This is a genomic window from Burkholderia sp. BCC1999, from assembly GCF_905339975.1.
Lineage (GTDB): Bacteria > Pseudomonadota > Gammaproteobacteria > Burkholderiales > Burkholderiaceae > Burkholderia.
The window spans coordinates 42885-68441 of the sequence record NZ_CAJPHP010000032.1 but is presented as its reverse complement, the minus strand read 5'-3'; the positions used below and the strand labels follow the sequence as shown (position 1 = coordinate 68441).

General features: G+C 62.9%; 28 protein-coding genes and 1 pseudogene. 10 read left to right on the top strand and 19 right to left on the bottom strand.

All coding sequences use genetic code 11. The features are described 5' to 3' along the window. Positions 1–91 precede the first annotated feature (91 nt). Positions 92–1009, top strand: coding sequence for a LysR family transcriptional regulator (locus U5809_RS32025; RefSeq protein WP_322089470.1), 918 nt, complete (start codon positions 92–94; stop codon positions 1007–1009). Positions 1010–1105: 96 nt separating this feature from the next. On the opposite strand, the gene U5809_RS32020 is transcribed toward U5809_RS32025, so the two are convergent. Then, positions 1106–2746 carry an L-lactate permease gene (locus tag U5809_RS32020; protein WP_322089469.1) on the bottom strand — a complete coding sequence of 547 codons (1641 nt, stop codon included), beginning with the start codon at positions 2744–2746 and terminating at the stop codon, positions 1106–1108. 517 nt (positions 2747–3263) lie between these two features. Between U5809_RS32020 and U5809_RS32015 the strand changes: the two genes are divergently transcribed. Next, a complete protein-coding gene (locus tag U5809_RS32015) occupies positions 3264–3575 on the top strand; it encodes a DUF4148 domain-containing protein (protein ID WP_322089468.1) in 312 nt (103 codons plus the stop codon). Between the two features lie 70 nt (positions 3576–3645). Here U5809_RS32015 and gshA read toward each other — a convergent pair whose 3' ends face one another. The 3 genes from gshA to ada form a co-directional block, all read right to left on the bottom strand. Then, entirely contained in the window at positions 3646–5259 is a 1614-nt protein-coding gene (gshA, locus tag U5809_RS32010; RefSeq protein ID WP_322089467.1) for a glutamate--cysteine ligase, read from the bottom strand. 464 nt (positions 5260–5723) lie between these two features. Continuing rightward, the gene (locus U5809_RS32005) at positions 5724–6665 is read right to left on the bottom strand and encodes a DNA-3-methyladenine glycosylase family protein (protein WP_415877978.1); all 942 of its coding nucleotides are present in this window, start codon (positions 6663–6665) and stop codon (positions 5724–5726) included. 14 nt (positions 6666–6679) lie between these two features. Next, positions 6680–7771, bottom strand: a complete 1092-nt coding sequence (ada, locus tag U5809_RS32000; protein WP_322089465.1) for a bifunctional DNA-binding transcriptional regulator/O6-methylguanine-DNA methyltransferase Ada — start codon at positions 7769–7771, stop codon at positions 6680–6682. 431 nt (positions 7772–8202) lie between these two features. On the opposite strand from ada, the gene U5809_RS31995 reads away from it, so the two are divergent. Next, the gene (locus tag U5809_RS31995) at positions 8203–8616 is read left to right on the top strand and encodes a VOC family protein (RefSeq protein ID WP_322089464.1); all 414 of its coding nucleotides are present in this window, start codon (positions 8203–8205) and stop codon (positions 8614–8616) included. A gap of 21 nt (positions 8617–8637) precedes the next feature. Here the strand turns inward: U5809_RS31995 and U5809_RS31990 are convergent, their stop codons facing one another. The 3 genes from U5809_RS31990 to speG form a co-directional block, all read right to left on the bottom strand. Then, complete coding sequence (locus tag U5809_RS31990; RefSeq protein ID WP_124455812.1) at positions 8638–9192, bottom strand: YaeQ family protein; 555 nt, start codon at positions 9190–9192, stop codon at positions 8638–8640. A gap of 189 nt (positions 9193–9381) precedes the next feature. Next, a complete protein-coding gene (sap1, locus tag U5809_RS31985; RefSeq protein WP_027788811.1) occupies positions 9382–9729 on the bottom strand; it encodes a surface attachment protein Sap1 in 348 nt (115 codons plus the stop codon). Between the two features lie 487 nt (positions 9730–10216). After that, entirely contained in the window at positions 10217–10774 is a 558-nt protein-coding gene (speG, locus tag U5809_RS31980) for a spermidine N1-acetyltransferase (RefSeq protein ID WP_226267621.1), read from the bottom strand. Between the two features lie 151 nt (positions 10775–10925). Here speG and U5809_RS31975 point away from each other — a divergent pair, with 151 nt between their 5' ends. The 4 genes from U5809_RS31975 to U5809_RS31960 all read left to right on the top strand — a co-directional run bounded on the left by U5809_RS31975 (position 10926) and on the right by U5809_RS31960 (position 13203). Beyond that, positions 10926–11096 carry a hypothetical protein gene (locus U5809_RS31975; RefSeq protein ID WP_322089463.1) on the top strand — a complete coding sequence of 57 codons (171 nt, stop codon included), beginning with the start codon at positions 10926–10928 and terminating at the stop codon, positions 11094–11096. A gap of 116 nt (positions 11097–11212) precedes the next feature. After that, positions 11213–11461 (top strand): DUF2795 domain-containing protein, encoded by a 249-nt coding sequence (locus tag U5809_RS31970; RefSeq protein ID WP_322089462.1) that lies wholly within the window; start codon positions 11213–11215, stop codon positions 11459–11461. A 110-nt stretch (positions 11462–11571) separates the two neighbouring features. Next, positions 11572–12930 (top strand): sensor domain-containing diguanylate cyclase, encoded by a 1359-nt coding sequence (locus U5809_RS31965; protein WP_322089461.1) that lies wholly within the window; start codon positions 11572–11574, stop codon positions 12928–12930. Positions 12931–13080: 150 nt separating this feature from the next. Then, positions 13081–13203 carry a hypothetical protein gene (locus U5809_RS31960; RefSeq protein ID WP_021157980.1) on the top strand — a complete coding sequence of 41 codons (123 nt, stop codon included), beginning with the start codon at positions 13081–13083 and terminating at the stop codon, positions 13201–13203. Positions 13204–13329: 126 nt separating this feature from the next. On the opposite strand, the gene U5809_RS31955 is transcribed toward U5809_RS31960, so the two are convergent. From U5809_RS31955 to U5809_RS31940, 4 genes are all read right to left on the bottom strand, one after another. Then, positions 13330–13542, bottom strand: coding sequence for a hypothetical protein (locus U5809_RS31955; RefSeq protein ID WP_322089460.1), 213 nt, complete (start codon positions 13540–13542; stop codon positions 13330–13332). 125 nt (positions 13543–13667) lie between these two features. Beyond that, complete coding sequence (locus tag U5809_RS31950; RefSeq protein WP_322089459.1) at positions 13668–14396, bottom strand: hypothetical protein; 729 nt, start codon at positions 14394–14396, stop codon at positions 13668–13670. Beyond that, complete coding sequence (locus U5809_RS31945; protein ID WP_322089458.1) at positions 14393–15325, bottom strand: hypothetical protein; 933 nt, start codon at positions 15323–15325, stop codon at positions 14393–14395. Before U5809_RS31945 ends, U5809_RS31950 begins: the two co-directional genes overlap by 4 nt. Before the next feature lie 52 nt (positions 15326–15377). After that, complete coding sequence (locus U5809_RS31940) at positions 15378–15827, bottom strand: hypothetical protein (RefSeq protein ID WP_089484700.1); 450 nt, start codon at positions 15825–15827, stop codon at positions 15378–15380. Between the two features lie 175 nt (positions 15828–16002). Here U5809_RS31940 and U5809_RS31935 point away from each other — a divergent pair, with 175 nt between their 5' ends. Continuing rightward, on the top strand, positions 16003–16584 hold the full coding sequence (locus U5809_RS31935; protein ID WP_322089457.1) for a hypothetical protein: 582 nt from the start codon (positions 16003–16005) through the stop codon (positions 16582–16584). Beyond that, positions 16565–17014, top strand: a complete 450-nt coding sequence (locus U5809_RS31930) for a hypothetical protein (RefSeq protein ID WP_322089456.1) — start codon at positions 16565–16567, stop codon at positions 17012–17014. The genes U5809_RS31935 and U5809_RS31930 overlap by 20 nt, the downstream gene beginning before the upstream one ends. Here U5809_RS31930 and U5809_RS31925 read toward each other — a convergent pair. The 7 genes and pseudogenes from U5809_RS31925 to mnmE all read right to left on the bottom strand — a co-directional run bounded on the left by U5809_RS31925 (position 16954) and on the right by mnmE (position 23014). Then, the gene (locus tag U5809_RS31925) at positions 16954–17682 is read right to left on the bottom strand and encodes a hypothetical protein (RefSeq protein ID WP_322089455.1); all 729 of its coding nucleotides are present in this window, start codon (positions 17680–17682) and stop codon (positions 16954–16956) included. The genes U5809_RS31930 and U5809_RS31925 overlap by 61 nt on opposite strands. Positions 17683–17745: 63 nt before the next feature. Next, a complete protein-coding gene (locus U5809_RS31920) occupies positions 17746–18558 on the bottom strand; it encodes an HNH endonuclease signature motif containing protein (RefSeq protein ID WP_322089454.1) in 813 nt (270 codons plus the stop codon). A gap of 460 nt (positions 18559–19018) precedes the next feature. Next, positions 19019–19504 (bottom strand): hypothetical protein, encoded by a 486-nt coding sequence (locus U5809_RS31915; protein ID WP_322089453.1) that lies wholly within the window; start codon positions 19502–19504, stop codon positions 19019–19021. 309 nt (positions 19505–19813) lie between these two features. Beyond that, positions 19814–20989 carry a hypothetical protein gene (locus tag U5809_RS31910; RefSeq protein WP_322089452.1) on the bottom strand — a complete coding sequence of 392 codons (1176 nt, stop codon included), beginning with the start codon at positions 20987–20989 and terminating at the stop codon, positions 19814–19816. Positions 20990–21064: 75 nt separating this feature from the next. After that, positions 21065–21241, bottom strand: a complete 177-nt coding sequence (locus U5809_RS31905) for a hypothetical protein (RefSeq protein ID WP_322089451.1) — start codon at positions 21239–21241, stop codon at positions 21065–21067. 10 nt (positions 21242–21251) lie between these two features. After that, a pseudogene (locus tag U5809_RS31900) lies at positions 21252–21479 on the bottom strand (Arm DNA-binding domain-containing protein); the annotation flags it as partial. 140 nt (positions 21480–21619) lie between these two features. Further along, positions 21620–23014, bottom strand: a complete 1395-nt coding sequence (gene mnmE, locus U5809_RS31895; protein ID WP_322089450.1) for a tRNA uridine-5-carboxymethylaminomethyl(34) synthesis GTPase MnmE — start codon at positions 23012–23014, stop codon at positions 21620–21622. 336 nt (positions 23015–23350) lie between these two features. On the opposite strand from mnmE, the gene U5809_RS31890 reads away from it, so the two are divergent. Beyond that, positions 23351–23782, top strand: coding sequence for a transcriptional regulator (locus U5809_RS31890; RefSeq protein WP_282506245.1), 432 nt, complete (start codon positions 23351–23353; stop codon positions 23780–23782). Positions 23783–23885: 103 nt separating this feature from the next. Here the strand turns inward: U5809_RS31890 and yidC are convergent, their stop codons facing one another. Further along, positions 23886–25550 (bottom strand): membrane protein insertase YidC, encoded by a 1665-nt coding sequence (gene yidC / locus U5809_RS31885; RefSeq protein WP_322089449.1) that lies wholly within the window; start codon positions 25548–25550, stop codon positions 23886–23888. Positions 25551–25557: the final 7 nt, after the last annotated feature.

Genomic DNA, 25557 nt, shown 5'->3' with positions numbered 1-25557 from the left:
TCGAAGCGACGCACGACGCGCCTTTCATGCGGCCGACACACGCGTGCGCTACGCTGACGCGCGACGAAGAAGGGGGGGGAGAAGCCGAGTCGTGTTCGATCAGCTGAAGGCGTTCCACGCGACCGTCCGGCAGGGCAGCATCACGCGCGCCGCGCGCCACCTGGGCGTGAGCCAGCCGACGATCGCCGCGCAGATCCGGCAGGTCGAGCAGGTGTACGGCGTCGAGCTGTTCTACCGCAGCGGCCGCAAGCTCGAAGTCACCGAAACGGGCATCGAGCTGCTGCCGCTCATCGAGAAGATGATCGCGCTCGAGGCGCAGGCCGACATCATGCTGCGCAACGTCGGCGGCCTGTTCGAAGGCCACCTGCGGATCGGCGCGACGGGCCCGTACTACATCATGGATGCGGTCGGCCGTTTCTCGAACGCGCATCCGTCGATCGCGCTCACGTGCCGGATCGGCAACTCCGAGGAAATCCTGCAGGCGCTGCAGGAATTCCGCATCGACCTCGCGGTATCGTCGCAGCGCAACGACGCCGACGGCCTCGAACGCAAGGTGATCTCGACCGATCCGCTCGTGCTCGTCGTGCACCGCAACCATCCGCTCGCGCGGTTCGACGCGATCGATCCGGCGCAACTCGCCGACGTGCGGCTGCTGATTCGCGAGGAAGGGTCGGTCACGCGCCGCTGCACGGAGACGATCCTTGCGGCGGCCGGTGTCGCGGCCGTGTCGGGTGCCGAGATCGGCAGCCGCGAAGCGATCCGCGAGGCGATCCTGCACGGCGTGGGCGGCAGCCTGTTTCCGCTCGGCGAGGCCGAGCGCCATCCGGATCTGCGCGTGATCGCGCTGCGCGGCGTCGACACGACGATCGACGAATACGTGTACTACCTGAAGGCGCGCCGCCAGAGCCCCGCGATCGACGCGTTCCTTGCGTGCATCCTGCCGGACGGCGCCGAAGCGGCCGGGACCGCCGACGCAGGCCGAACGGCGCGGCGGGCGAACGCGCGCTGAACTGCCGCGCGTTCGCCGGTTCCGCACTTGATCGGCGCTTTTCCCGCGCCTTCCCTCGCTGTTTCCTCGTGCCTTCCTTCCGTCGTTGCGCTCACATCATTTCGGCAGTGCCGGAATCATCCACGTCAGCACGTGCTGCTGCAGGAACACCAGCACGCCGAGCAGCAGCGTGAGGATCACGCTGTGCCAGAAGGTGCGCGCAAACACGACACCTTCCTGCCCTTTCAGGTCCGTCGTCGACACCCCCGTCGCGATGTTCTGCGGCGAGATCATCTTGCCCATCACGCCGCCCGACGAGTTGGTCGCGGCCATCAGCACCGGATCGAGGCCCAGCTGCCGCGCGGCCACGACCTGCAGGTTGCCGAACAGCGCGTTGCCCGACGTGTCGCTGCCGGACAGGAACACGGCGATCCAGCCGAGCGACGCGGATACCAGCGGGAACAGCGCGCCCGTCGACGCGACGCCGGTGCCGAGCGTGTAGCTGATCCCCGAGTAGTTCAGCAGGTACGCGAGCCCGACGATCATCATCACCGTGACGATCGCGATCCACGTCTGCCGCCATGTCTTCACCACGCATTCGAGGAACGCACCGGGGCCGGTGCGCGTCAGCGCGGCCGTGATGATCGCCGACAAGAGGATCGCGGTGCCCGTGCCGAGCGGCTGGAAATCCCAGACCGCCGCATACGGCTTGTGATACAGCGACACGAACACCGCGTTGTGCAGGCCCGGCCACTTGATCTTCACGTCGCCGATCGCCGCGATGTTCGCGTGCACCCACACGATCACGACCACCGACACGACGAGCCACGGCAGCCAGCCGCCGAAGCCCGCACGCGCGGCGCCGGCTGCGGCCGGCACGCTGCGCGCGAGCGCGTATTGCGGATCGGGCTGCGGCTTCCACACCTGCAGGAAGCCGATCGTCACGATCAGCGACGTGAGCGACGACAGTACGTCGGTGAGCTGATAGCCGAGGAAGTTCGACGTGACGAACTGCGCGATCGCGAAGCTGCCGCCCGACACGAGCAGCGCGGGCCACAGCTGCCTGATCGAACGCAGCCCGCCATACGCGCCGACCACGTAGAACGGCAGCAGCAGCGCGAAGAACGGCAACTGGCGGCCGACCATCTGCGCGAGCGTCGCGGGCGGCAGCGACGTGACCGCGCCGAGCACGGTGATCGGCACGCCGAGCGCGCCGAATGCGACCGGCGCGGTGTTGAACAGCAGCGTATAGGTGAGCGCTTCGAGCGCGGGGAAGCCGAGCGCGATCAAGAGTGCGCTCGTGATCGCGACCGGCGTGCCGAATCCCGAGATCCCTTCGAGCAGACAGCCGAACGAGAACGCGACGACGAGCAGCACGAGGCGGCGGTCGTCGGGCAGGTTGTCGAGCATCCACTGCCGGAACTGGTCGAAGCGGCCCGACTTCACCGCGATGTTGTACAGCAGCAGCGCGTTGAAGACGATCCACATCACCGGCACGACCGCGAGCGCCATGCCGGCGCCGACCGCATTGAACGCGAGCCCGGCCGGCATGCCCCATGCGCCGATCGCGACCGCGAGGCCGGCGACGAGCCCGGCGAGCGACGCCTGCCACGCGGGGCGGCGCAGCACGCCGAGCGCGATCAGTGCAACGGCAATCGGGATCGCGGCGACGAGGAACGACAGGAGCAGCGAGTTGGCGACGGGCGTCAACGGCTGTGCGAAGACGATGCCGGGCGGTAGGGCGTCGGTAGGGTTCATCGTGTCTCCAGATGTCGACCCGAGTTAGCGCTTTAGCGCTTACTCGGGTCCCATGCCTTGCGCGGTCGACCCGGGTTGGCGCTTCAGCGCTTACTCGGGTCCCATGCCTCGTGCGGTCGACCCGGGTTGGCATGTCGATGCCCCGGGTTCGGTACAAGGCGATGTCCTGCCGTCACGACCACGATCAGGCGCTTGCGCACGCAACGACGTTGCACGGCCAACCGATCGGTCGCTTAAAAGAGGTTAGGAGGCGCGTGGCGCTTGTACAAGGGGGACAAGCCCGATGCGTGACGACCCGATACCGGCCATCCGCCGCCCGATGGCATGCGGATGGCGAGCGGCTGTCACGCTCGACAGGAAGCCCGGCCCCGCCGTCGCCCGCACAATGTTGCGCGCGCGACAAAGGTGACTGACGGCAACGAGGGTGTTTCGTTTGGCATCCGAAGCCTAGACTGGCCGCATCGATTCCGCCCGGGCCAGAAACGGCGCGGCACCGGAACCTCTCGGAGCAAACACGATGAAGACGATGAAACACGCGGCATGCGCCGTCCTGCTGATCGGCGCGGCCTTCGCCGCCCATGCGCAAGCGGCATCGACGGTGACGCGCGCGCAGGTCCGCCAGGAACTCGTGGAGCTGCAGGCCGCCGGCTACCGGACGAGCCTCGCAAGCAGTCCCGACTTTCCGGAGAACATGCAGGCGATCATGCAGCGTGCCGCGCAGGCGCGCGGCGAGAACACCGGCTACGGCAACGACGGCCGGGCGAACGTGGAATCAGGCAAGCCGGCGCTGCCGCATGCGATCGATCGCGGCACGTACGCGCATCACTGATCGATGACTGAAGGTACCGGATGGATCGCACAGCGGCGCGGCGCACCAGCACCGGCCGCGTGCGCGATCGTCAGACGCTGAAGCGGTTCAGCGTATACGCGCGATAGGCCGCGACGAACGCGTCGAACGATCCGGCCTCCTTCGCTTCGAGCTCGGCCTGCTCGGCCAGCGATTTCGCGGCGAGCGCCTGCTCGGTGCGCAACGTGTCCGCCGACGGCGGATGGGCGCGGAAATGCGCGGCATGCGCTTCGCTCTGTGCGAGCGCGAACGCGAGGAACGACTGCCCGTTGTCGCGCATCGTGCGCAGCACGCGCGCGGACGGCGTACGTTCCGGATCGGCAAGCTTCTCGCGTTGCGCGGCAATCGCGCGCGCATGCTCGTCGCCGCCGCGGATTTCGTCGAGACGGCGGCCGATGGTTTCGATGTCGGCCATCAGATCGTCCGCCCACGCCTGCATCGTGACCGACTGGCCGTCGCGCGTGAGCGTGAGCCCCGGCTTGCGGCCTTCCATCGTCACGCTGCCGAAGTTCGCGTTCGCTTCCTTGTACGCATCGCAGTCGAGCGGCGCGCTTTCGTCCAGCGCGCACGCGAGCAGGAAGGCGTCGATGAAGCGCGCGGTTTCCAGCGCGATGCCGGTCGGCTCGAACGGATCGATGTCGAGGCAGCGCACTTCGATGTACTGCACGCCACGCGACGCGAGCGCATGCAGCGGCCGCTCGCCCGAATACGTGACGCGCTTCGGCCGGATCGTCGAGTAGAACTCGTTCTCGATCTGCAGCACGTTCGTGTTGATCTGGATCCACTCGCCGTCGCGATGCGTGCCGATTGCCTCGTACGCCGGATACGGTTCGCTCACGGCCTTCGACAGCGCGTCGAGGTAGCCGGGCAGCGTGTTGTAGTCGACGTGCAGCGCGGCCTGGGCCGTCGTGTTCGAGTAGCCGAGATCGCTCATCCGCAGGCTCGTCGCATACGGCAGATACAGCGTATCGGCGTCGAACGTGTCGAGCTTGTGCGGCTTGCCGCGCAGGAACTTCGTGTCGAGCGCGGGCGATGCGCCGAACAGGTACATCAGCAGCCAGCTGCGGCGGCGGAAGTTGCGGATCTGCGCGAGATAGCGCTCCGACTGGTAATCGACGAGCGTGGCCGTCGAGCCTTCGTCCGCATGCAGGCGCCGCCACACTTCTTCATGCAGCGAGTAGTTGTAGTGGATGCCCGCGATGCACTGCATCGTACGACCGTAGCGATACGCGAGGCCGCGCCGGTACACCGTCTTCAGGCGGCCGATGTTCGACGAGCCGTAGTCGGCGATCGGAATCTGGTCGTCGGCCGGCAGCAGGCCAGGCATCGAGTCGTTCCACAACATCTCGTCGCCGAGCGACGCATAGACGTAGCGATGCAGATCGTCGAGGCGCTCGAGCGTGATCGCGGCGTCGCCTTCAGCGGGCGTGATCAGCTCGATCAGTGCTTCGGAATAGTCGGTCGTCAGCGCCGGATGCGTGAGCGCCGAACCAAGCGCGCGCGGATGCGGCGTGAACGCGATCATCCCGTCGCGCGTCACGCGCAGGCTTTCCTTTTCGATGCCGCGCAGGCCGTCGGGCAGATGCTGCCGCGTCGGGCCCGAGCTCAGTGCTTCGAGGCGATTCAGCAGCAGTTCGGACTGGCGGTGAGTCATGGTGTTCGACATGGAGACGCAAGTGCGTGACGGCCGCGCGCAGAACGCCGCGCGCGGCCGGCTGGATTGTTGGTCGCTTCGTTGGTAGCGGGCACTTTAACATCTCGCCGAAACACGCGCTTGAGGTGGCTCCGGGCATGGTGCGCGGGCCGGAGCGGGCCGCCGGACGGGCCGGTCGCAGCGCGCGCGACAGGTGCGACCGTTTCCAGACGGCGCCGGCGGGCGAGCCGATTCCGCGAATTCGTCGGACGGAACGTGAAGCGGGAACGGGTGGCGGAAGGTGCAACCGCGCCGCCGAACCGACCGGGAAACGGCGCGTGCGGCTGCATCGCACGCGCGGCGTCCGGCAGGCGCCGGATTCGAGGTGTTACCGCGATGGCCGGCATCTGGCGGGCGGCCTGGGGAGGCATGCACGGCCTGCGCAACGCGTTGCATCGCGACACGCTCCGATCGCACCCGGCCGCACGCCGCCGCGATTACCCGCCGCGCGCGCCGCCCGCCCGGTCGGCCACTTCGTTCCACAAATGAAGCGCCGCATACGCGCGCCACGGCCGCCAGCCTTCGGTGCGGCGCTTCTGGCTGGTGAGCCGGTCGAGCGCCGGATCGCGCGCGGCGATCGACTGCATCAGCACGAGATCGGAGGCCGGCCACGCGTCCGGGTCGCGCCACGCGCGCATCGCGATGTATTCGACGGTCCACGGGCCGATGCCCGGCAGATCGAGCCACGCGCTGCGCAGTGTCGCGAGATCGGCATGTGCGCGATCGACCGGCACGTCGCCGGCCGCCACCGCGCGCGCCACGCCCGTCAGTGCCGCCACCCGCTTGCCAGGCATCCCGATCTTGTCGAGATCGCACGCGGCCAGCGCGTCGGGGGTCGGGAAACGCCACGCCGGCGCGCTGTCGTCTTTATGAATCACCCGCTCGCCGGCCCGTTCGACGAGCCGGCCGACGATCGTCGTCGCGCCCTTCACGCTCACCTGCTGGCCGACGATCGCACGCACGGCCAGCTCGAACCCCGACCACGCGCCGGGCACGCGCAACCCCGGCGCGGCCTCGACGAGCGGCACGAACCACGGATCGCGCGCGAGCCCGCCGCCGATCGCGGCCGGATCGGCGCCGAGGTCGAACATCGTCGCGACGCGCGCGGCGAACGCCTCGTCGACATGACGTGCGATGGCCCCTTCGACGGTCGCGATCAGGCAATGCTTGCGCGGATGTTTCGTGACGGTGAGCCGGCCGGCATCGCCGTGCAGGTCGACGATGCGGCGATACACGCCGTCCGCGACCTGCTCGACGCCCGGAATCGCGCGCCCGCTGAAGAAACGCAGCACACGCGCCCAGTCGTACGGCGCCTTGTAGCGCAGCTCCATCTGCGTGGACGGCGGCACTTGGCCGCCGTTCGCGATGGATGTGATCATTGCTTTATCGATGCTCAAACCTCACTGCCCTCCGTCACGGCTTCGGCTTCATCGTTGTGGCTATGGCGCGCCTCGGACGCGAGCAGCGTCGCCTTGCGGCGCACGCCCCAGCGATATCCGGCGAGCGCACCGCCCTTTTGCACGACACGGTGGCACGGGATCGCAAGCGCGACCGGGTTCGACGCGCACGCGGATGCGACCGCCCGCACCGCGCGCGGCGAACCGAGCGCCTCGGCAATCTCCGAGTAGCTGCGTGTTTCGCCGTACGGAATATGCGTCAACGCTTCCCACACACGCTGCTGGAACGCGGTCGGCGCGATGTCGAGCGGCAGGTCGAACGCGTGCCGCGTGCCGTCGAGATACGCGCGAATCTGCGTGACGAACGGCGCGAGCCGCGCAGACGCTTCGACCAGCTCGGCCCGCGCGAACGCGTCCTTCAGCTCGCCGACGAGCGCCGCCGGTTCGTCGCCGAACGCGATCCGGCAGATGCCCTGTTCGGTTGCGGCGACGAGCACCGTACCGAGCGACGTCGACGCGGTCGCATAGTCGATCCGCAGGCCCGCGCCCTGGCGACGGAACGCGGACGGCGCCATCCCGAGCTCGCGCGGCACCGATGCATAGAGCCGCGACGGCGAGTTGAAACCCGCGTCGACGGCCGCCTGCGTGACCGGCTGCCCGCTTTGCAGCGCCTGCCGCAGCGCGGCGCCGCGCTGCGCGGCCTGGTACTGGCGCGGCGACACGCCGACCACGCGCTTGAAGAGCCGCTGCAGGTGGAACGGACTCACGTGCACGGCGTCGCTCAACTGCTGCAGCGTGAGCCGCTCGGCATGCGCGTCGAGCACCGCGCATGCGCGGTTGACGATCTCGAGCTCGCGCGGCAGCCCTTCCGGCTGGCAGCGCTTGCAGGGGCGGAAGCCGGCCGCACGCGCGGCCGCCGGATCGGCGAAGAAGGACACATTCTCGCGACGCGGCAGCCGCGACGCGCAGGTCGGACGGCAGAACACGCCGGTCGTGCTCACGGCATAGAAGAACGCGCCGTCCGCATGCGGATCGCGCTCGGTCACGGCGCCCCAGCGGGCCTCGTCGGTCGGATAGGCGGTTTTCATCTGAACCTCGCACTCTCTAGTGTAGATGGTGCCTACTCTAGACATCGGCGCATGCCGTCGCGCCCTGAATCTTGCTCTGTGATTCGCGGCAGCGAACCGGGGACACATCGATCAGGAATAAATCCGACAAAACGCCCGAAGCGGCTGCTCCGGCGCGGTTTTCGTCATCGTCCCGTCACCGTTTTGCTGCAGTGCGGATGCGACAAATCGCCGTCCTGACGTTTTTTTGCATTCGAAATATTGCGTCGCACCATCGCCGTGTGTATAGTTGGAACTGTCTCCTCCATGTCTCCTCCTGATATGGATTAAGCCCGTTCCGCACTGCGTGAACGGGCTTTTTTTCGTCTGTCGATTGTGCCGTGTTCCGGCCGGCGGCGCAGGCGCGATGCGTCTACACTCGATGCTCGTCGACAGCGAAGGAGCATCCGTTCATGAAGCCCACCATCCGCGGAATCGATCACATCGTGCTGCGCGTGACCGACATGGCGGCGATGACGCGCTTTTACTGCGACGCCGTCGGCTGCCATGTGGAGAAGGAGCAGCCCGATCTCGGCCTCGTGCAGTTGCGCGCCGGCGATGCGCTGATCGACCTGCTGACAGTCGGCGGCCCGATCGACCGCGCCGACAGCGGGCCGCCCGGCACGGGGCGCAATCTCGATCACCTGTGCCTGCGCGTCGAGCCGTTCGATCCCGACGCATTGATCGCCCATTTCGCCACGCATGGCGCGCGGCCGGGCGCCCCGGCCGAACGCTACGGCGCCGGCGGCTACGGGCCGTCGATCTACCTGTTCGACCCGGAAGGCAACATGGTCGAATTCAAGGGGCCACCGGCCGCGATCGGCTGAACGAGGTCGGCACGCGGGCCGTTACGCGTCCGCGCGCGCCTTCAGCACGGTCCATTCGACTGCGACCGGATCGTGGTCCGCGCTCGAGATCCACGCCGCGCCATCCTGCACCGTGCACTGCAGGCGCATCGTGCGCTCCGCGAGCCGCCCGAGTGCGGTCGCGACGCCGTCGGCGAGCGACAGCACCTGCACGTTGCGCAGCCGCTCGACCTTGCTGCGCACGCCCTGCCACCAGATATCCGACGTCTTGCCGCCGTACGCGATCACCGTGACCTGCCCGGCGCGGCCGGCCGCCTTCGAGATGCGCCGTTCGTCGGGCTGGCCGGCCTCGATCCACACGTCGATCGCACCCGTCAGGTCCTTCTGCCACAGATCGGGCTCGTCGACGTCCGACAGTCCCTTGCAGAATTCGAGCCGCTCGTGCGCGAACAGCGCGAACGCGACGATGCGCACCATCATCCGGTCGTCGGTTTCCGACGGATGGCGCGCCACCGTCAACGCGTGATCGGCGTAGTAATGCCGATCCATGTCGGCGATTTGGAGTTCGGCTTTGTAGATCGTGGATTTCAGCGCCATGCGGAGTCGGCCCGGGCGGGCATTCGGTTCGGTCGGGCCGTGATGATACCGAATGCGCGCCGTCCGGCGCGTGTCATGCGCGCCCCACAGCACAACGGCCCGACATCAGCCGGGCCGTGTTCGGTTCGCGCCGCCGGCACATCGGGCCGGTGCGCTCGCGCGTCGTGCGACTGCGCGGGGATCGATCGGTTACTGCTTCACGAAGCGCGAATCGGTCCAGAGACCTTGCTGGTCGCTGTTGTCGGCGCTGACGAACTGCACGTCGCCCTGATCGACCGACACCACGCGGAAGCGCTGGCCTTCCGGCACCGACAAGCAGCGGTAGTCGTCGAAGTATTGCTGCTTCGCCTGCGACTTGCCGTCACGCTCGTGACTCAGTACGGAATCCAGATTGTCTTTCGACAGGCAGCCCCAGGCATTCTTCGTCAGCTGGATTTCCTGCGTCGGCTTGACGGCCGAATCGCCGCCGGCCTGGGCAATCGACACCGCGCAAAATGCGCCGACGAGGGCAAAAAGGATACCGGTACGCTTCATCATGTTCTGTCTCCAGGCTGCGGGCACCAGGCTTGGGTTAGCTATGCGTTTAAAGATGATCGTGAACCCGCGTTTTTCACTTTAGAAGACCGGTAAACGATAGCAAGCACATTTGTTGTGCGACCGCAATAGCGGCGGATTGTCGCACCCCGTGCGCAGCCCGTTTTTTGCGCGGCGCGCGCGGCGGGCAAAACCTGTTGCGTGTCGGACAGGCCCGTCATGCCGGGCGGAAAGCGTTGTCCGACAAGGCTTTCATCCAAGTTACATTGTGACGATTGAACGGTTTGGATAATCCATTTCGTCATCCGGATCATTTTGATGCGCCGCACATAAAGTCATTCGAAACGATTCAACTTTACCGCAGCGCGGAATCGCAAATACCTGATACAAGAAAAATGCCAGGTATAAGCGAATCCGTATTTATCCGTAGTTCCCCGAATGTATTCGGTGCCCGTGGAAGCCCCGCCGCAAGTGCCTTTCGCCAGCGCGTTTACCCTGCCTTATTCGGGCTGGATTGCTGACGCTCGAAATAATCGCGCTGGAAAATGCACATGCGATAAGCGTTGTGATACGCGCCGTTTCCGAAAAATTCTTCCTTCAATTCGGCCTCGTGCTGGAATCCGCATTTCTCGTACACGTGAATCGCCGCCGCATTCGACGTATCGACGATCAGGTACAGCTTGCGCATGTTCAGCACCTTGAATGCGTACTCGATCGCGAGGCGCGTCGCCTGGCCCGCATAGCCGCGCCCCTGGCATTGCGGCGCGATGATGATCTGGAACTCGCCGCGGCGATGGATGTAGTCGAGCTCGATCAGCTCGACGAGGCCGACCAGTTCGCCTTGCGAATCGACCGCGACGAACCGGCGTTCGCGCTGGTCGTGCACGTGGCGGTCGTACAGTTGTGACAGTTCCGAGAAGGTTTCGTACGGCTCCTCGAACCAGTAGCGCATGATCTTCGCGTCGTTGTTCAGCTCGTGGACGAAGCGCAGGTCCTGGCGCTCCAGCGGTCGCAGCGCGAGCGTGTTGGTATCGTTCTGGAGTTGCATGTTCATGTCCTTTTTGATGCCGGCGCTCGTGCGAAACGCCCGTGCGGCGCGGCCGCGTCCGGGCCCGTTTCGCACTGTAAGAAAATGAACGCGGGCGAGGTTCAGAGCCTAGAATGGGAGCAAGGGTTCCTGCCACCGCAAGGAGGCTATCGTGATCGAGCAAGTCATACTCGGAACATTCCTCGTGCTGCCGCTCGTCATCGTCGCGGCGCTGTTTTCCGACGAACTGTGGCAGGAACATCGGCGCCAGCATCCGCGCGACGAAAACGCCCCGCATATCGACTGGAAGCATCCGTGGCGCCGCGTGCGACGCGGTCATTGAACCGGCTCATCATCGATCCGCAGCCTGCGCCGGCCGAGCCATCCCGGGCCCGGTAACGCGCGGCGCGCCGCCTTTCCGCTTCGATCCGATTCCCGCCCAACCCGCGAGACGCCGACGTGAACGACAAGCCCGCTGCCCCTGCTCACGATATCCCTCACGAAACGATCGACCTGCAGATCGCCGACGTGCTGGCGGCCGTCCGCTACCCGGCGAACAAGGATGCAATCGTCGACGCCGCACGCGACGCCGGCGCCAGCAACGACGTGCTGTCGATGCTCGACGGCCTGCCCGAACAGGACTATGCGGACGTCAATGCCGTCACGCAGTGGGTCGCCGGCAACTTCGGCCCGGGGCTCGGCATTTGAGCGGACGCCAATAACGCGATAGGATCGGGCCGCACCGGTCGCGCCGCGATCGGGAGGCGTGCCGCCCGGCGCAAGAACGGGTGTTTGAGCACGCGTGTCCGGGGGACTCCATGGAAGGCATCCTGATCCAGCATACGACGCGACGTCAGCTCTGGTTCGGTGCGCTGACGGCGCTCGTCATCCTGCTTGCGCTCGGGATTGCCGCGCCGCACGCGAACGTCACGTTGCCGGCCGTCGAGCCGTTCATGCCGATGTGTGCGCTCACCGTGTTCACGACCGCGAGCATCGCCGCGTTCTTCCTCGGCGCGCAGTTCACCGTGACGCGCCAGCCCGTGCTCGGCGCGCTCGGCGGCGCCTATGCGTTCACCGCCCTCGCCGTCGCGCTGCAGCTGCTCACCTTTCCCGGCGTGTTCGCGCCGCATGGCCTGCTCGGCGCGCGCCCGCAGAGCGCCGCGTGGATGTGGGTCTTCTGGCATGCCGGCTTCCCGTGCTTCGTGATGGCCGCGCTGTTCGCCCGCGAGCGGTTGACGCGCGCGCCGGTCGGCGAGAAAGAGACGCGCCGCTGGACGGTCGCGCTCGTCGGCGGGCCGGCCGTCGCGGCCGCGCTCCTGTGCGCGCTCGCGCTGAACGTGTCGCTGCCGCCCGCGTTCCATCCGCCCGGCAATGCGGCCGTGCTGCCCTTCAACGGCATCGCGCTCGTCGTGTGGATCCTCAATGCGCTCGCGCTCGTCGCGGTGCTCGTCACGGGCCGGCTGCGCACGACGCTCGACCTGTGGCTCGCGATCGCGGTGCTCGCGTGCCTCACCGACACGACGCTGAACCTTCTGACGACGAACCGCTTCACGGTCGGCTGGTACGTCGCGCGCGTGTTCAGCATGTTCACGCCCGGCGTGCTCGTGTGCGTGCTCGCGTGGGAAGTGACGATGCTGTATCAGCAGCTGTTCGAGGCGCACGCGACGCTGATCCGTTCATCCGCGCGCGACGGGCTGACCGGTGCATTCAATCGCAGCCACTTCAACGACCATTTCCACATGCTGTTCCTGCAGGCGCGGCGGCAGGGCGAACCGCTGTCGCTGCTGATGGTCGACGTCGATCACTTCAAGGCCTACAACGACACGTTCGGTCACGTGAAAGGCGACGCGTGCCTGATCGCGGTTGCGAATGCGCTTGCCGGCGCGGTGCGGCGGCCGGCGGATATCGTCGCGCGTTACGGTGGCGAGGAGTTCGCGATCGTGTTGCCGAACACGGGTGCGCGCGGTGCGCGAGTGGTGGCCGACGAAGCGCGCGAAGCCGTGTTGCGGCTCGACCTCGAGATGCCCGACTCGCCGGCCGGACGCGTGAGTGTCAGCGTCGGTTGCGCGACTGTGTCGACCGACGATCTGTCGACGCCCGATGCATTGATCGAAGCCGCCGACGCCGCGCTGTATCGCGCGAAGGATACGGGGCGAAACCGGGTCGTCGCCACCTGAAAACGTCTGCTGTTTGGCTATTTGTTACGGTCATTGTGACCGGAATAATCCGCCGTTACGGATTGCGTAACAGGGAAACGATCGCTTACAGCCGGTGTTGGAAGCGCTCGCTATGCTGGGTTTCATATCGAACCCGAGCAGGTGAGTGCCATGAAGAAGACTCTTTTGCTGATTGCCGGCGTCGCCGTGTTGCTGAGCGGCTGTATCGTGGTGCCTGACGGCGGCGGATATTACGGTGGTGGCGGGTATTACCATCACCGGCATTGGGATTGAGGCAGGTGAAGATGTCGGCGCTTCGATCGCGTAAAGGCGCGAAGCGTCGTTGTCGTCGTGAAGGGTTCGAATCCGTCGATCGCCCTGTTGTTCGCAACGCGATCGACGCACCGGACCGAAACCCGATCAGGCGCGCCCGGTCAGATCGGCATGCATCAGGAATACCTGTAGCGCGGCGAGCGTTTCGCCGTGAAGCCGCTCCAGGCGCGCGTCCTTTCTCCCGTCCTTGACCAGATCGCCGCGAGCGTCCCGCTTGTATGGCTCACCCAACAGTTCGGCCATGTCGAACGGGTAGTAAGTGCGATCCCCGTATGGCCGCTTGCCGTCGATGTACGGCATCGGGCAACGGCTTCCGATACAGAACCTAGCAACTTCCTGTTTGGCCATATACAACAAGGCCCCGCCAAATAGGCGAGGCCTTTGTGTACCGTAGTGTGTACCTTAAAACGTCTGTGCTCCAATCGCTAGGCTGCGCGCTGACGCTCCTTGCGGCGGGACAGAACCAAAGATGGCAATGCACCAAGTCGATCTTCAAAGCCCAATCGCTCGTATACCGAACCGCCGATGCCCGGAACCACCGTGTGCCCATCTGCGCTTCGTACGCGGTCAATCGCAAACGTTACGAAATCAAAGCGCTCAGAAACACTGGGAGGGAATTGTTCTTCCAGACGCTTCTTCGCCTCTACGTGCATAACTGGAGCGGCTACAAAGATCTTTTCGGGTTCTGCCCTATCGATCAACCGCGATAAGTTGGTCTTGACCACGCAAGCACCTGAGATGATCGACTTAATGACGACCAATACCGCCTTGCCAAGATCAACCGGCTCCTCGTACTGCTTCACAATGGGAGCGATATCGAACGATCCCGATTGCTCATCGTCGAAACGCGTCAGTCGCTCATTCCAGAAACAGAAGAGGCGCAATTTATCCGCGCCGACTCCACGTGCGACGAGCCCATCTATCAGACCTTGCGCCAAATAGTCAGCATCCTCTACGGTGCAAGCGATACAAATCGTGGAGCCAGCATCCGGCCCCTTAACCTTCGGCACAATCGCGCGCGCCAGTTCACCACCGAGTGATTTCATGGTCTCACGGTAGTGCTCGACGTCCGTCCGCTCACTAGCAAGCGCCGCCAGGAGCGTGTCCGTATTGTGCGAGGAGTAGTCAGTGGTAGTGCGACCGTATGCTTTCATCGCAACAACTCCAGCAAGTCGTCAAGGGTCGCGGGATGCGCGTCCAAAATCCGGTCCTGAAACGCTCGGAAACGGTCGTCAAAGCAATCGTATGACAATTGCCCGGACAGTCCGAATTCTTCGCTCCATCGAAACACACCTCGACGAATGTTGTATGAAAAGTGCTGCACAGCGTCAAGTATTGCCTTACATGCGGGGAGCAACATCGCCAGCGCATCAGCATCCGAACGTGCTGGTCGAATGATCGTTGGAGAGAGTCGCCGGACCTTTGCGTAGACGTCGCTTACTTTGGCTTCAGGTGGCAAGCTTGCCCAAGCCCCAATAAGCAAGCTCGCGACCTCATCACTCTCGAGTGCCCCTCCACGCTCGTTGATGTGCAAGCTCGCAAAATCATCTCTAAGCCGAGCGTTGCTCATCAAAATTTCGTGGGTGGCCGCTGCATACGGAAAGTGCTCAGCAGCCGAATACTCGCTGATGTCGGCCGGCACGTCGCGCTCCAGCCTCCCGCAACAGGCCTCGTCTGAACACACCAGCTTCAGCCTGATGCTTGCGTAACCGAAATCTCGAGTGATCGAGTACTGATTTCTGAAGTCGTCAGCGATTGGATGTTCCCCAGCCGTCCAACTGACGTTGCCAGAATTCTTAAGCTGATAGGCGCTATATGCTCCGTCGCCAGATGTCGTCACGACGAGGTCGTCGACAAATCCATATGCTTGGGCCTCAACCAAAGCATCTGCGCCGTCGCTAACAAAAGCAACAGCCAATTGAGCAATGCGATGCGCCGCAAAAAATTGCTCGTATCGGCCGCCTTTGAAGTTATTTTCGCCGCCACGCCCCTTATTGGCGAGATAACGTTCGGCATCCTGCCCAAAGCGGGCCCGAACCAATTCAGGGGTCACACGGACGCGAATGTCGTTCACGTAGTTCACATCATCTCGGTTGAGCGGCGCATCATAGCACCGGACGCAGCTGTCACGATTTTCATGCGACGCGGGACTCGCGGCGAATCTCACGATCCAACTCCTTGCGTGCCCCTGACAGATCCATGACGAAGGCGAAGGCTAGTTGCCCAGACTCTAGGACCTCTAGTACATCACCATCGCGAAAGTACATCGCACGTCCATCCGTCACCAAGTAGCGTGCCGACAAGATATCGCCCTTGTCGCGCCGTCTCAAAATCGCGGCCATTGCTCGCCTCAAGCGAAGGACCGAGACACCTCTCTCCAGCAGACTGCTCACGATTTTGAGGAGCAACACGTCGACATATAGGTACTTTCTCTGGCAACCTCGCCCGCGACGGTGATTGCCGCTTGCAACAACGATCCCATATCGCGACAAGTAGTTGACCATGTCCAGCGACAACCCGCCGAGCCGAGCGGCCTGCGCAGCTGTAAAAGACTCAAGAATTGGACGTTGGTCGTTTTTCGGCATGTTCGGAGTTTAGCTCTAAACTCTTAATTTCAAAAGGAAAAATAGCGCCTGTCACAACGCACCGTCCACGAAGGCGAACCTTGGAAGCTCTCGTAGTCCTTACACCCAGAGATCACGCTGTCACGAGGGGAAACGTGTCCTACCATTTGACCTGTCGCCCTTAATGAGTTGTGCCATGAACGTCTACTTCGACAACAACACCTTGGCCGATCTGGCTCGAGCTGGCGTCGACCCTGTCGCCGCGCTGGTGGATAGCGAGTTCACTCTAGCGGTGACGCCAGACCTTGCCATCGAGTACCAGCAGGGCATCCAGAGCAACAACGCAACAGCGGCCGAGAAGGATCTTTGCCGGCACCTCCTGGCGGTCGCACCCGAGCGCGGCGTCTTCGGCTTTGCGGGCCCGGACGGCTCGAGTAACGGCTATTCTGGGTTCGACCATGGCTACTGGGCGGATGAAGGCGCGACCCAGACGCTGCAGTCAGTCAAAGTGACCGAGCGGCCCGGCAAAGCGATCCCGAAGAACCGCACGGACGCGTTCTTGGTCGCGCTATCGGAAGGTGCCGTCGTAATCACCAACAATTTGAACGACAGTCATTTCAAACGAGCTCGGGCAACAGGGCGGCACGTCTATACCTGGCCTGAAATCTCCGGCGCTATCGACGCCCCCTCCGAGACGGCTCGAAGACTGTCCACCCTTCTCGCGCCCTCGTCCCAGCTCCCTAGCCAAACAAACTCCAATGATCCAGATCATCCTTGACTCAAACATCTATGATCGTCTCGAGCAGGATGCAGAGAGAGTCGAGCTGTTGCTCAACCTAATAGAACAGCAAGCTGTCGCGATTCTGATGCCGCGCCAAGTTGCTGAAGAGCTACACCAGCGCGAGGCTGGCTTCCCGGATCAATTCCCAGTCGAAATCATTGGCCACGCCGTCGCGCGGGCCGGCATCATGCGCGCCGGTGATTGCTTGGGCTCTGGCGAAGTCTATGACGCTCACCGCGGCACATCCAATAGCGAAGCAGATGCCTTTATCGTTGATGTTGCGGCTACGGCCGCTGATTGGTTCATCTCCGAGGACCGTCGCAGTCTACGGCGCTTTCCAACAGGGAAGCGCTGCATCGCTATGCGTTACGGAGACTTCTGCGAAAAACTTCGCGAACTCGTCGAGGAAGACGATCCTTCGCGTTGACGATTCTGTTCAAGCCTTGCGTTCGCCGTGAAGATTGCCTCGCCGAGCCATGTATAGAACTGCTCGAACGTAGTCAGGATAATTGCGAGATGCACCTCCACCGGAGGAATAGCTCTCGGGGGCGTTCCGAACACCACGCGATGCGCATGTTCATGCTCGCCGAAAGAGCCTAGCACCCCACTCCAGTTCGGATGTGTAAACTCACAAAGAGACTCGTAAACCGCCATCAATCCTGGAACACCGATGCGCTGCTCCGTCTCCTCGATCGCCTTCAAAACATGAACTGCGGTGGGCGCCTCGTCCTGCATGTTTCTGGCGCCCACAACCGCCTTTGCTATCCGGTCGAACAGGACCTTCTCGTCTCCGGTAACTTCAAATTTCTCAAAGACTCCTCGGAGGTACCCGAGTATCGACATCGTCTCTAACATCGAACGTGCGATGATGGCGGCACTTAGCGAACGTGACGCGTGGTGAAGCGCAAAAGCATCATCCGCAAGCGCCACGATTCGATGCAACAACGCCTCTCGGACTACCAAGGCGTAAAACAACGACTTGAACATGATGCCCTGTTGCGCCGCGTCGACTGATGAGGGCAACGACGCCTTCAACCGAGACGCAACTTCCTTTGCCTCTTGCAAAGCGGCGTCCACCTCGGCCCAATTCGTCATTCGGCCACCTCACCAGACCTCGGTTCCATGTGCGCACCCCAAACCTGTTTGCACATCTCGCACTCAATCCAATTTGCCATAGTGCAACTCTCGATGGCAGTTGGGACAGAGAGCGATCGCGTTCTCGACCACATCCTCCCCGCCCGCAGACAGTTGCACATGGTGATGCACCTCTAGGTAGGGTGTGCAATCGCTGCGTCGTATGAAAGGCGCCGGCTTCGCGCATCGCTCGCAAGCCCCCTTGGCTCGGATCAATACCTCGGCAACCACATCGGGATTCCGAATATAGGCCTCGGTGACAACCCGAGTCTTCTGGGGCAATCTGGGGGCTTCTCCAAGCCGAGCCCTTCGCAAAGCTGGTGAGTCACCCAGCGCCCGCTCCACCGCAGCCGAAAACTGTGCCTGCATTGCACCGAGATCACAATGTGCCGCCCGCTTTTCCGCCCATTTATCGATGAGTTTACGCAGTGATGGTTGCGGGCCTCCCCTCTCTAGTCCAGCGTAGTAGTCCAGATGCGCATATGCAGCAGCGATCGCGTTATCTACGGCCGCTGCACCTCGGTCCACCTCGATTCGGTGCAGAAAGTAATCCATCGCCTCGAGGCTGAGGGTTCGCTGAAACTCTCTACCCTCCATCAGGCGTCGGTAGTTTTCGATAAAGTCCCGGGCGCTTCCAAGGTTCAGTCCATGATTCTCGTTGAGCCTTTGCGCCCCCTCAGGCGTCGATACATCGCCGTCAAAAACGGCGCTCGCTACCTCGCACGCAGCCTTGATCTGATCTGTTGTAATTTTTGTCATGGCGTTGTTTGGCGGCGGTATTCGTCGATCAGAAAGCTGACGCTGCCTTTCGGTTTCTGGATGGCCTCGCTTGCGCATTTCTGTATATCGCGCATCTGGTCTGTATTGAAAGCCCGCCCTACGGCCTCCGCGTCAAGACTCGTCGCAGCGCTCAAAATTGGCTTCGTCACATCGTCCGCGCAGTGTTGCAACTGCATGCTCTGCCTGAACCCAAGCCAAATCATCGCTCTTTCACTTGTGGGTACGCCAAGAACCAATCCTACGATTCCCATAACGATGGCGGCCTTCGCCTTCAACGATAGATTCAACCACGCTTCGTACACGTCACTCAGCAGCCGCCTCATAGTGCCCCTTTGATGTGCTCACCGGTCTTCCTGTCCGGGCGTTTGACTGATCGATATAGTCGCATCGGCTACGGCCCTCTCGTCCGCCACGTCTGTTTTCCTTCTTCGTGCTAAGCCAACAAGTAGCCGAAGGTCGGGGCAAACGATCCCAGTAACGTGACGCGGAATACAAAGGCCGCTTCTCAGCAAGGCTCTCAGCGCCTCCGCACAAGCGTCGCTCTCTCATTTTTCCGCACTCGTCGCATGGGTCCAGACGATCCTTGATCGCTTTGAACATTACTGTCGACATTCGCGGTGCGTTGCTCCGCAACCAGCCTCAGAACAGTCGCCTCGATCGAATCCTTATCCGTCTTTGGCTTGCTCGACTGAAACCATGCGGTCAAGAGGTTTACGCCCATCGCTCCGACAAGCGCCGGGTATATGAGCACCCATAAACTATTGACACGGAGACTCTCCTCCAGCGCCTTGTCGCTCAACCGATGCTGTAAGTGGAGAGCCTTCGCAAGCACTTCCAGGTTCGAAAACGTTGCCGCTGTTTTTGCCGCAACTATGACCAACCCAGCGCCTACCAGGAAGGTCGTGAAACTATATGGCTTGACCCCCTTCACCCCAAAGAGTACAGCGATGGCACCAATGAGCGAAGCGATGCCGAATGAATTACCAAGTTCTACCATGTCCATACAGTCACACCTCCTTGACACGTCATATCGGTCACCAACGATCTAACTTGAGTGACGCTGCCTCACGTGCGCCACAATTAGAATTACCCGTCTCGATATCGCAATGGATCGGAGAGATAGCGATGAATCTCCGTGTTCTTCCACACCGTGCACCGCGGGGATAGTTGAATCGGTTGCGGCGCCCGTCCGGCCAAATAGAGCTTTCACCATGCCTCCCGGCACACGCCCACGAACGGCACGATGTGAGGCCGGCGAGGAAGCCCTGTCCCGTGCCCCGATGATCGGCACATCGACCTTTGCCACCGATCCTCACTGCAACCGAATCTGATAAACGTCGTTGTTGCTTCCCTGCGTGTAGTACACGTACGTCCCGGACTGGATCAGTTGGTTTGGCACTGAATCGAGCAGTTGGGTCACTACACCCGTCGAGGCCTGCCAGCGATACACCTTGTTCGCCGCCGATTCTTGGTAGATCACATTTCCGGCTGCATTGCCGAGCAGTCGAGCAGTCATGTCAGTCGACAGCGTGTTGATCTTCCCGGTCGACACCACCACTGCCCGAAGATCGAGGCGAGAGAATGTCTGCTGTGTTTCCACCCAAGCGAGCACCCCTTCTGACAAAAGAAAGTAGGCGCCTCCGCCGACCTCATCAGGCGAAATCGAAACGGGGCCGCCCGTTGCAGCCTGCCAAAACAAATTTTGGATGTGCGTCCCACCCTGAGCATAGATACCACCAAGCCAAGCGAGGGTCTGTCCATCCGTTTGAACGGATCCACCTGGGAACATTTGCCACAACGCTGTCGACGTCTGCGTCTGAGATGACCACATGTATACCTGCTGTGGGAAAAAGGCCTCGGGCAACTGGTGCCAATAGTAGTAAGTCACGATCCCATTCGAAACAGTGAAACTGTTGACGACAGCACTCTCCCCAGGCGGAAGACGTATGAATGTCTTTGTCGACTGGTTATAAAGGGCACCGCTCCCATAACTGTTCCAAAGCAGGTACCCGTCATGCGCGGATGGCGCCAGGTCATCGGATTGACCGGCTGTCCCAGCGAGTATCGACATGTTCGTCTTCACGCCTTTCGCGTCCCACTGGTAAATGCAATGAAAGGGCAAAGGCTGAGGGCAGTCGGCATCAACCGCGGAGACGTAAGCGTAGCCACCGCTAAGCTGCCAATCTCCGGCGTTCTGCAAAGACGCAAAGCCATTCAGGACGACTTCGGTCTGACTGCCGAAATTCCTCATGCGGGCCGAGCCGTCCGCCGCGACGTAGAGCAGGCTATTGCCATCAGCAGCCAGCATCTTCCCGCCACTTCCGAGCGTGAGCAGCGGTGGAGGAGGCTGCGTTCCGCCGCCACTTCCACCACCTCCACCGCCGGCACCTTCTGAACTGATATCCCCGCCGCAAGCAGCCAATATCAGCGCAATGGAAGCCACGAGCCAGAGCCGAACCCAAGATCCGTTTCGGTTGAAAGTAACCATTTTCGAGAGGCTCTCCTGTTGATCTTATGTGTTCGCGAATCACACTGGCCGACTCTCGCGGGGCAGTAGCACGCTCTACGACAACGTTGATACCTCTTGATCAATATCCATGACGCCTCGTTCGGCAAGTAGAAGCCAGCCGTCCATAGCGTCTTTTAGGTCACTGCTCATTTCCAGACGTGTATCTGGCCAAAGCGCTTCTATCCCGACGATGGTTTTAGCAAGAAACGACATAGAGTATTGCAATGGCATCGACATCCTGCAACGTGACTGCGGGATAGTCGCCGATCGTCACCATCGGCTGCCGTTCGTCGTGCAGTGTGTACCGGTAGCGCCGGACCTTCGAACCCGACGTCATGACCTCCAGCACGAGGCCGCCACCGTCCGAAATACAGTAGCGCGCCGCCTTCGGCTTGAGCGCCTTGATGCGAGTGTCATTCAGTGGGACAACGGTTTTCGGCGTGGTTGGTACACATCGATTGGGACACAACGTCCCTTCGCACCTAAATGTGTACCATCAAAGGCTGGATATCAATAGACAAACCTGGGCGACGCTAGGCAGTCAATCCTAGTGTTTTCAATGGTTTGAGAGGGTGATCCAGATGCCCCTGGACAACCTTGGGCGACTGGTTATTTTCCGATACAAAACCTGCTGAAAATCACCCCCAGCAGATCATCCGAAGTGAACTCCCCGGTAATCGAATTGAGCTGCTCCTGCGCGAGCCGCAGCTCCTCGGCAAACAGATCGAGCGACTGAGCGCGTTGCTCCGCATGATCCGCCGCCTGCGCGAGATGTTCCTGCGCGGCCCGCAGCGCGATCAGATGCCGCTCGCGCGCGAGATACACGCCTTCCGCCCCCGCCTGCCACCCCGCAATCCGCAGCAGTTCGGCGCGCAGCATGTCGATCCCGTCGCCGCGCTTCGCCGACAGATGCACCTCGGTCAGGTCGCCCTCCGCCGCCGGATGCTCGACACACGCCGGCACACCGGTCAGGTCAGTCTTGTTCAGCACACGCACCACCGGCACGCCGCCCGGAAACCGCGCGGCGATCGTCTCGTCATCCGCCGTCATCCCGTTGCGCGAATCGAGCAGATGCAGCACGACATCCGCGCGCTCGATCTCGCTCCACGTGCGCGCAATGCCGATTCGCTCGACCTCGTCCTCGGTCTCGCGCAGTCCGGCCGTGTCGATGATGTGCAGCGGTATCCCTTCGACCTGGATCGTCTGCGCGACCTTGTCGCGCGTCGTCCCCGCGATCGGCGTGACGATCGCCAGCTCCGCGCCGGCCAGCGCGTTCAGCAGCGACGACTTGCCGACGTTCGGCTGTCCCGCGAGCACGACCGACAGCCCTTCGCGCAGCAGCGCACCCTGCCGCGCATCGCCGAGCACGTGCGCGAGCTGCGCGCGGATCTTCGCGAGCTTGCCGCGCGCGTCGGCCGCCTCGAGGAAGTCGATCTCCTCTTCCGGAAAATCGAGCGTCGCCTCGACCAGCATCCGCAGCGTGATCACGTCGTCGACGAGTGCATGGATCTGCCGCGAGAACGCGCCGTCGAGCGAACGCCCGGCCGAACGCGCCGCCGCTTCGGTGCTCGCCTCGATCAGGTCGGCAACGGCCTCGGCCTGCGCGAGATCGAGCTTGTCGTTCAGGAACGCACGCCGCGTGAACTCGCCCGGCTCCGCGAGCCGCAGCCCGAAACCGCGCCCCGCATCCAGGCAGCGCTGCAGCAGCAACTGCATCACGATCGGCCCGCCGTGCCCCTGCAGCTCGAGCACATGCTCGCCCGTGTACGAATGCGGCGCCGGGAAATACAGCGCGATCCCGCGGTCGAGCGGCGCGCCGTGCTCGTCGAGGAACGGCACGTAGCTCGCATGGCGCAGTGCGAGCTTCTGCCCGCACAACGCGTCGATCAGCGGCAACGCGGCCGCCTCGCCGCCGCGCCCAAACGATACACGGACGACGCCGATGCCACCCCGGCCGGCAGCAGTGGCAATGGCGACGATCGGATCGGAATCGGTAGCGAGCATGGGAATCGGATGAATCGGTTGATCGGTGAATATGGTGCGCCCGCGCAACAGTTCGGGCATCGGAACGCCGGCATTGTAGCGTGCCGGCTCACACACCATCGGTCGCCACGCCGCATTCGGACTCGCCCGAATTTATCCCGCCGTGGATAAGCCAAGTATCAGTCCAGCGTGATGTCACAGGCGTCGTTTCGGACGAGTATGCCTGCTGGAGCGGCCCCACGCTGCGGCCCTCAATTCCGCCCCCTACTCTGATCAAGATTGGGATTCGTCTGAATGAGATATGTTTATCTTGAATGGTTGTCTGAAACGTGACGGTGGAATTGCACAATCTCCCCCATGCCGACATCCGAAGAAAAAGCCGCGTTCTCGGAACGCCTGAAATTCGCCCTGCGGCGCAGCCCGGAGAAGGTCACTGGTGCGACTGAGCTGGCGAACCGATTCAATCTGCGCCACCGCGGAGCGCAACCCGTTTCGCCGCAGACCGCGCATAAATGGCTGACGGGCCGCACGATTCCGACGTCGGACAAACTCGCAACGCTTGCCGAATGGCTGCGCGTCGAACTCCACTGGCTGCATTACGGCCCGTCGCCGAGCGTGATCGAACACCCGACGCCGCAACCGCTGCCGCGCGACGAGCGCTATCCGCCGACGCCCGAGACGATCGAACTCGCGTCGAAGATCGAAGCGTTGTCGCCGCATCATCGCTACCTCGTGCAGGAACTGGTCGAGCAGTTCTACGGCGACTCGGGCGAATTGAAGAAGGGCTGAACTCGCACCGGAACCCCAAAAACAAAAAGCCGCATGGTCACGAACCATGCGGCTTTTTTTGCGTGCGTCGCGGGCGGCTGGCCGCCCACGCGTGCAACGGGTGTCAGGCAGGCTTCTTCTTGACGCCGCCCAGCTTGCGCGTGATGTAGTACTGCTGCGCGATCGACAGCACGTTGTTCACGACGTAGTACAGCACCAGGCCGGCCGGGAAGAAGAAGAACATCACCGAGAATGCGATCGGCATGAACTTCATCATCTTCGCCTGGACGGGGTCCGGCGGCGTCGGGTTCAGGCTCGTCTGCACGAACATCGACACGGCCATCAGCACCGGCAGGATGAAGAACGGATCGCGCTGCGACAGGTCGTGAATCCACAGAATCCACGGCGCGCCGCGCATTTCAACCGAAGCGAGCAACACCCAGTACAGCGAGATGAACACCGGGATCTGGATCACGACCGGCAGGCAGCCGCCGAACGGATTGACCTTCTCGGTCTTGTACAGCTCCATCAGCGCGGCATTCATCTTCTGCGGATCGCTCTTGAAGCGTTCGCGCAGCGCCTGCATGCGCGGCGTGATTTCTTTCATCCGCGCCATCGACTTGTAGCTCGCAGCCGACAGCGGGAAGAACACGGCCTTGATCAGGACCGTCAGCAGCACGATCGCCCAGCCCCAGTTACCGACGAAGCCGTGGATCTTCTCGAGCAGCCAGAACAGCGGCTTCGCGATGATCGTCACCCAGCCGTAATCCTTCACGAGCTCCAGGCCCGGCGCGATGCCCTCGAGCATGCGCTCTTCTTCCGGACCGGCGAACAGGCGTGCCTGCACGTCGGCCGACTGGCCCGGCGCAATCGCGGCGACCGGCTGCTTCACGCCGACGCGGTACAGCGTCGGATCGATCTTTTCAGCGTAGATATCGCGCTTCACGCCCTGCTGCGGAATCCAGGCCGACGCGAAGTAGTGCTGCACCATCGCGACCCAGCCGTTGTCGGCGGAGTTCACGAAGTCGGCCTTGTTCTTGTCGAGGTCGCTGAAATTGATCTTCTGGAAGTGCTTCGCGTCCGTGTAGACCGCCGGCCCGAGGAACGTGTGCGAGAACATCGGCGTTTCGACGGCCGTGTTGTCGCGCACCAGTTCCATGTAGACCGTCGGCGTGACAGGCGCCGTGCCGACGTTGTCGATCTTGGTATCGACGCCGATCACGTAGCTGCCGCGCGTGAACGTGTAGGTCTTCACGACCTTCACGCCACCCTTCACCGGCGACTCGAACGACAGCTTCAGCGCGTTCTGGTCACCCGTCAGCGACGTCGAGCCGGGGTTCAGCTGCGTGTAGACGTCGTTGTGGTTCGGGAAATCGCCGCCGAGCAGGCCCGTGCGTGCGAGATACGTGTGGCCGGCCGTGTGGTCGAACAGCGTGATGTACAGGTCGGGCTGCTTGCCGTCGCCCTGCTTCTTCAGCGTCAGCTTCGCGAGCGTGCCGCCGCGCGTGTCGATTTCGCCGTCGTACACGTCGGTCGAGAACTTCACGAGCTGCGCCTGGGCGGCCGGAGCGGTGGTCGACGGTGCGGTGCCTGCTGCGGCAGCAGGCACTTCACCTGCGGTCGTCGTCGCGCCCGTGCCCGATGCGCCGCCGGCAGCGGCCGCGGGGGTCGTCTGCGTGGCGCTCGGGAAGAACATCGACGGGCGTCCATGGGACCGCTGCCAGTTGTCGTACAGCATGACAGCTGACATGAAGAAGATCACCCATAGGACGGTGCGTTTGATATCCATGCGTTGT